Consider the following 6,865-nt stretch of genomic DNA (forward strand, 5'->3'; position numbering starts at 1 on the left):
AGTTATCCTCCCAATCAGACCTTGAGTTAGTTCGTCCGGGAATAATATCCGTTTCTCCCTGCGTCAAGCTTTTCTTTTCCCGCTCTCTGCCAATTTCTCCCAGAGAGCTTTCTCTTCAGCGGAAACAGACGCCGGGAGTTCCACATCAACATGAACGAGCTGATCACCTTTTGTACCCCTGTACAAAACTCCCTTGCCGGGAATTCTTAAAATGGTATCGGGCTGAGTTCCAGGATGAATGTTAAGCAGAATCTTCCCTTCAAGAGTTCTTATCTTGAGCTTCGTGCCAAGGACTGCCTGTGGAGCGGAAATTGTCACGTTGCAGTGAATGTCCCTTCCCTCACTTCGGAGGAATCTGTCACTCTTGACTTTCAGCTTCACCAGAACAGGTTTGCGCGAGGGGGTTACTAGCCGAAGAACTGTCCCGCTATCTGAGCCGGGAGGAATGGTTATCTTTACGCTTTCAGTGCTTGTAATCTCTCCCGAACCTGCGCATCTTTCACAGATATTGGTATACGTTTTCCCCTGTCCACCGCATGATGGACACGGCAGCACCATCTGTCCCTGCTGAATTCTTCCAGCTCCTCCGCACTGTGAACAGGTTTTCTCTCCTGATCCACCTGCACCCAGGCAGACAGGACAGGTCACAGGAACGGAGAGGTCTGCACGGACATCTCCACCCAGTGCTGCAGTTCTGAAAGGAACAGTGATGACTACTGTCGGTCTGGATGCGGCTTGCTGACCGAATCCACCTCTGTTCCCAAATTCGAATCCGCCGCCGCCGCCGAACATAGAGCGCAGAATGTCATCAAGTCCTCCGGAGTCGAAAGGACTTCTTCCTCCAGCACCGGTTTCGTTGAAGCGGAAGCTGCCTCCTCCACCTTTGCGCATGAGATCATACTGGGATTTCTTTTCGGTATTCCCTAGAATATCATAGGCTTCGGAAATGTCCTTGAATCGCTCTTCTGCACTTGCATCTCCCGGATTAGCATCGGGATGATATTTCTTGGCCAGCTTCCGATAAGCTTTCTTCAATTCTTCAGGTGCAGCTTTCTCGTCAACTCCAAGAATGGAGTAGAGGTCCTTATTCACTACTTCTGATTCTCCCTGTTTCCGTTAAATCAATGTCTAACCGTTATCGGACACTGACGAGTGTTCTATCGGTTTACCCACTTTCACCCTTGCGGGGCGAAGAAGTTCGTCTCCGAGCATATACCCTTTCTGAAACACCTCAAGAATAATATCCCGATCCAGATCGGCAACCTCCTCGGCAAGCATTGCCTCATGGTAATTTGGGTCGAAAGTATCATTTACCTTGACATCAAGGGAATGCAGTCCTTCCTGCCTGAGAATATCGGTTAGCTGTCCTGATGTCCTGATAAGCCCTTCAGCGATTTCTTTCAGTGGATGATCACCTTCATCAAGTAATTGCTCGGCGCGACTGTAATTATCAAGAACCGCCAGCAACTCCTCAATCAGTTCTTTCTTCCCCTGAGCGCAGAGCCGTTTGAATTCCCTGATCTGACGCTTTCTGTAATTATCGAATTCAGCCTGAAGTCTCAGAATTCTTTCACGGAGCTGTTCTTTCTCCAACTCAGATTTCTCTTCCAATTCAGATAATTCGCCCTCTATCTCCTCTGCTTCCGTTTCAATATTCTCATCGCTCTCAGCTATCTCCGGTGCAGGTATTATTTCCTCGTCATTATCCGGAGCAGCATCTGCAGGAACCCTTCGACTGGTGGAGGTACGTGTTCCCCTGTGTTTTGCTGTTCTTCTGGGGTCAGCCATCAGTCATCAACTACTTCGTAATCCGCATCAATCGTTTTGTCATCATCAGGTTCTGAATCCGACCCTCCGGCATCGCCCGCCGGTTCCGAAGATTCTCCTGACTGCTGCTGGCTCTGGTGGAATGCAGCTCCTACCTGTTTCCAGGTTTCCTGAAGGCTGTCAAACTTCTGTTTGATAATGTCATCGTCTTCACCATCAAGGGCCTTCTTCATTTCGGAAACAGCATCTTCAAGTCTCGATCTGTCAGCCGGGTCAAATTTGTCACCAATATCCTTCAGCTGCTTTTCTATCTCAAAGACCAGAGCATCCGCGTGGTTTCTGCGCTCGATTATTTCCCTCTTCTTCGCGTCTTCCTCGGCGTTTACTTCAGCGTCATGAACCATTCCCTTGATCTCATCCTCGGAGAGACCGCTGGAAGCCTCAATTCTGATCTTCTGTTCCTTGCCTGTAGCTTTGTCCTTTGCAATAACATGCAGTATCCCGTTCGCGTCGATATCGAATGTCACTTCAATCTGCGGCAGCCCTCTGGGTGCGGGAGGAATTCCATCAAGAACAAATCTTCCGACAGCTCTGTTGTCCGCCGCCATTTTTCTCTCACCCTGAAGCACGATAATTTCAACCTGGGGCTGATTGTCAGCTGCTGTGCTGAAAACCTGGCTCTTCTTGGTCGGGATTGTTGTGTTGCGCTCTATGATAGGTGTAGCAACTCCTCCGAGTGTCTCAATTCCAAGAGTAAGCGGAGTAACGTCAAGAAGAAGCACATCCTTAACATCACCGGACAGTACACCCGCCTGTATGGCAGCACCGACAGCAACTACTTCATCTGGATTTACACCCTTGTGAGGTTCTTTCCCGAATATCTCCGTAACTTTTTTCTGAACCAGTGGCATTCGAGTCTGTCCTCCGACCAGAAGAACATCATCGACCTTTGAGCTGTCAAATCCCGAATCCTTAAGGGCGGATTTGCAGGGATTAACGGTTCTCTGAACCAGATTATCAACAAGCTGTTCGAGCTTGGCTCTTGAAAGAGTCATATCCAGATGCTTCGCTCCAGCGGAGTCGGCCGTTACGAATGGAAGATTGATATTTGTGCTCTGGGTTGTTGAAAGTTCACATTTTGCTCTCTCGGCAGCTTCCTTCAGTCTCTGCAGGGCCATGGGATCTTTCGAAAGGTCAATTCCCTGCTGTTTCATGAACTCGTCAACCATCCAGTTTATTATTTCCTGATCAAAATCATCTCCACCAAGGTGAGTGTCACCATTTGTTGCTTTCACTTCGAATACGCCATCCCCGATTTCGAGAATGGATATATCAAAGGTTCCGCCTCCAAGATCGAATACCGCGATTGTCCTGTTGGATGATTCTTTGTCCAGCCCGTACGCAAGAGCAGCAGCTGTAGGTTCATTCACTATTCTTTCAACCTGGAGCCCCGCGATTTTCCCTGCGTCTTTCGTCGCCTGTCTCTGGCTGTCACTGAAATACGCTGGAACGGTAATAACTGCCTTCTCCACCTTTTCTCCCAGGTAGTCCTCAGCAGTCTGCCTCATCTTCTGAAGAATCATCGCGGATATCTCAGGCGGGGAATACTTCTTACCAAGTACTTCCACCAGGACATCTCCGTTAGAACCCTCAACGACCTTGAAGGGAACTCTTTCCCTCTCAACTTTCATTTCATTGTATTTGCTGCCCATGAATCTCTTTATTGAGAATATGGTATTTTCGGGGTTTGCAACAGCCTGCCTGCGGGCTACAACTCCCACGAGTCTTTCTCCCTGGTCGTTGAAACCGACAACTGATGGAGTAGTTCTGGATCCTTCGGCATTGGGGATAACGGTAGGTTCACCACCTTCCATAACAGCTACGCACGAATTCGTAGTTCCAAGATCAATTCCGATGATCTTTCCCATAGTTTCCTCTCCTGTTCTCTTCCTCCCGAAGGGAGTAAGTTTCTGTTAATAAATCTTTTCAGCCATTCGGCTTTCAATATTCGTTGCGGGGTTGCACCCGCTTGTTAAACTTCCTGAAAGGCTTCTTTTCGACTCTGTCAGCGTTCAGGCTTCTTTTTTCCCAGAAACAGTGGAGCAATCAACATGCCAGAAATAAGAAGAGTGCAAGAAGGTTACGCCACAGATACTTACAATTTTTCCATGCATTCGTTATCCACTTCTCCGCGAATTGAGCGTGCTATTGTGGCACATCCTCCAAAGGAAAGTAGTATATTAAACAGTTGATAGGAACATTTCCATCCTTAACTACGCATGGAGAATGGAATTATGGACAGGATAATCGTAAGAGGAGCCAGGGAACACAATCTGAAAAACATCACGGTGGAATTTCCCCGTAATCAGTTCGTGGTGCTTACCGGAGTTTCCGGTTCAGGGAAGAGTTCTTTCGCTTTCGACACTCTCTATGCTGAAGGACAGCGCCGCTACGTAGAGTCGCTTTCAGCTTACGCAAGACAGTTCCTTGGGCAGCTGGAAAAACCCCTTTACGAAAGTATCGAGGGATTATCACCCGCAATATCAATTGAACAGAAAACAGTAAGCCATAATCCAAGATCAACTGTAGGTACGGTAACGGAAATTTCCGACTATATGAGAGTTCTTTTCGCTCGAACTGGAATCCCTCACTGCCCTGAATGCGGCAGGGAGGTTTCAAGCCAGTCAACTCAGCAGATGCTCGATACAATTCTGCAAATTCCTGCCGGAACCAGGCTTCTGATCACAGCTCCACTCATTCGCAACAGAAAAGGAGCGTACGCTGAACTCTTCCCGGAATTGAGAAAAAAAGGATACGTTCGTGTGCTGATTAACGGCGTACTGCATAGCCTTGATGAACCCCTGACTCTCAACGCCAGGAAAAAAAATGACGTGAACCTGGTTGTTGACAGAATTGTCTGCTGTGAAGGTAAAGACATCGCAGGCAGGCTCATGGATTCCGTGGAAACAGCTCTTAGTGAGGGAAACGGTATCATCTCGGTGATTAACGCTGATACGAATGAAGAGACTCTCATGAGCGAACACAGTGCCTGCGCCTGGTGCGGTATCAGTATGCCGGATCTTACTCCCCAGCTTTTCAGTTTTAATAACCCAGCCGGTATGTGTCAGGAGTGTTCGGGTCTCGGATACGAAATGAAGGTCGATCCGCTTCTGGTTATCCCGAGGAAAGCCCTCTCCATCAAAGATGGAGCTGTAGGACCATGGGGAATTCCATCAGGACAGGGAAATTATCTTGTCAAAGCATTGTCCAAAGCGCTGGATTTCAATCTTGGCGCTCCATGGAAAAGCCTGTCTGAAGATGTACAGGACGCTATTCTTTACGGTTCTGGCGATAAGAAGATCAGTATTTCTTGGTCTTCAAATAAAAGCAGCGGAACCTGGGAGACTATTTGGGAAGGCGTGATACCCAGGCTGGAGCGTCGTCACCGTTCTACAGCCAGCCAGGCTGCGAGGAAATACTACGAGAAATTCTTCAACAGGACACACTGTTCTACCTGCAAGGGTACAAGATTAAGAAGAGAAGCCAGAGCTGTAACTGTTGGGAGTAAAGGAATTCATGAACTGAATTCGATGACAGTCAAGGAGCTGCACAATTTCTTTTTCAATCTTGAACTCGATAACTGGCGCATAAAGGTTGCAGGCGAACTTCTGAAGGAGATCAGAGGTCGTCTTGAATTCCTGGTAAACGTCGGTCTTCATTACCTTACACTTAACAGGTCAGCGCCATCCCTCTCAGGGGGAGAAGCCCAGAGAATAAGGCTTGCCAGCCAGATCGGCAGCGGTCTCACAGGAGTTCTTTATGTACTTGATGAACCTACCATCGGCCTTCACCAGAGGGATAATCTCAGACTGCTGTCCACTCTCGATGAACTCAAGAATCTCGGTAACACGGTTCTCGTGGTGGAACATGACCATGAAACGATACTCCACGCCGATCACATAATTGATTTCGGCCCGGGGGCAGGTATTCACGGAGGCAGTATTGTTGCCGCCGGAACCCCTTTGGATATAATCGCCTCACCTGATTCGCTTACAGGGGATTATCTGTCCGGACGCAAATTCATCCACAGGACGGTACCCGTGATATCCGATATGGGAAAGGATTCAATCATCCTGAGAAAAGCCAGCCTCCATAATCTGAAGGATGTTACTCTTAAGATTCCACTGGGACGATTCATCTGTGTAACCGGTGTATCCGGATCAGGAAAAAGCTCCCTTATAAGCCAGACACTCTACCCCGCCCTTTCAGCGGCAACAGGGGGATCTTCAAGAGAACGCCCCGGGCCTTACGGATCTCTGGAAGGCGAGAAGAGAATCGATAAGGTAATAAATATTTCACAGGATCCCATCGGTAGAACTCCCAGATCAAATCCGGCAACTTACACCAAGGTTTTCGGTCACATAAGAGAGCTGTTCGCGAAGACCTCCCAGGCAAGAATCAGGGGATACAAACCCGGCCGATTCAGTTTCAACGTCAAGGGTGGAAGGTGCGAGGAGTGCAGAGGAGCCGGTGTAATCAAAATTGAAATGCACTTCCTGGCGGATGTGTTCGTTGAATGTAAAGCGTGCAGGGGACATAGATTCAACAAAGAAACTTTGAAAATCACATATAAGGGGCTTAATATCTCAGAAGTTCTGGATCTTACTGTAAGCGAAGCTCTGAATCATTTCGAAAGGGTTCCACAGGTGTACCGGATACTGAAAGTACTTGATGACGTGGGTCTCGGTTACTTGCAGCTTGGCCAGCAGGCCACAACTCTGTCCGGGGGAGAAGCCCAGAGAATCAAGCTGGCGAGAGAGCTTGCCCGGTCAGGGTCATCTCATACCGTCTATATACTTGATGAACCAACTACAGGGCTTCATTTCCATGATGTCAAGAAACTGCTGATGGTTCTGGGACGGCTTGTAAACACGGGGAATACTGTCATCGTAATCGAACACAATCTTGACGTTATCAAGAATGCCGGCTGGATTATCGATCTGGGACCGGACGGAGGGGACGCCGGAGGATGCATAATAGCTACCGGCACACCTGAAGAACTGGCCTCGAACAAGGATTCCCATACCGGACATTTCCT

Annotated in this window: 4 protein-coding genes; 1 reads left to right on the forward strand and 3 read right to left on the reverse strand. The window is 48.4% G+C overall.

Annotated features, from left to right (window positions below):
• Positions 1-63: 63 nt before the first annotated feature.
• The 3 genes from K8R76_00020 to dnaK are packed head-to-tail and all read right to left on the reverse strand — an operon-like array spanning position 64 to position 3,695.
• On the reverse strand, positions 64-1,092 hold the full coding sequence (locus tag K8R76_00020) for a J domain-containing protein (GenBank protein ID MCD4846556.1): 1,029 nt from the start codon (positions 1,090-1,092) through the stop codon (positions 64-66).
• A 36-nt stretch (positions 1,093-1,128) separates the two neighbouring features.
• On the reverse strand, positions 1,129-1,788 hold the full coding sequence (locus K8R76_00025; GenBank protein MCD4846557.1) for a nucleotide exchange factor GrpE: 660 nt from the start codon (positions 1,786-1,788) through the stop codon (positions 1,129-1,131).
• Positions 1,788-3,695, reverse strand: coding sequence for a molecular chaperone DnaK (gene dnaK / locus K8R76_00030; protein MCD4846558.1), 1,908 nt, complete (start codon positions 3,693-3,695; stop codon positions 1,788-1,790). Before dnaK ends, K8R76_00025 begins: the two co-directional genes overlap by 1 nt.
• 366 nt (positions 3,696-4,061) lie before the next feature.
• Between dnaK and uvrA the strand changes: the two genes are divergently transcribed.
• Positions 4,062-6,865: excinuclease ABC subunit UvrA (gene uvrA / locus K8R76_00035; protein ID MCD4846559.1), on the forward strand; the 2,804-nt coding region annotated here is incomplete at its 3' end.

Origin of the sequence: Candidatus Aegiribacteria sp. (assembly GCA_021108435.1) — a bacterium.
Lineage (GTDB): Bacteria > Fermentibacterota > Fermentibacteria > Fermentibacterales > JCC-6 > Aegiribacteria.

Bases quoted from the DNA above. Each gene is read 5' to 3' on its own strand.
- K8R76_00025 (MCD4846557.1), bottom strand. From the start codon at position 1,788: ATGGCTGACCCCAGAAGAACAGCAAAACACAGGGGAACACGTACCTCC.
- dnaK (MCD4846558.1), bottom strand. From the start codon at position 3,695: ATGGGAAAGATCATCGGAATTGATCTTGGAACTACGAATTCGTGCGTA.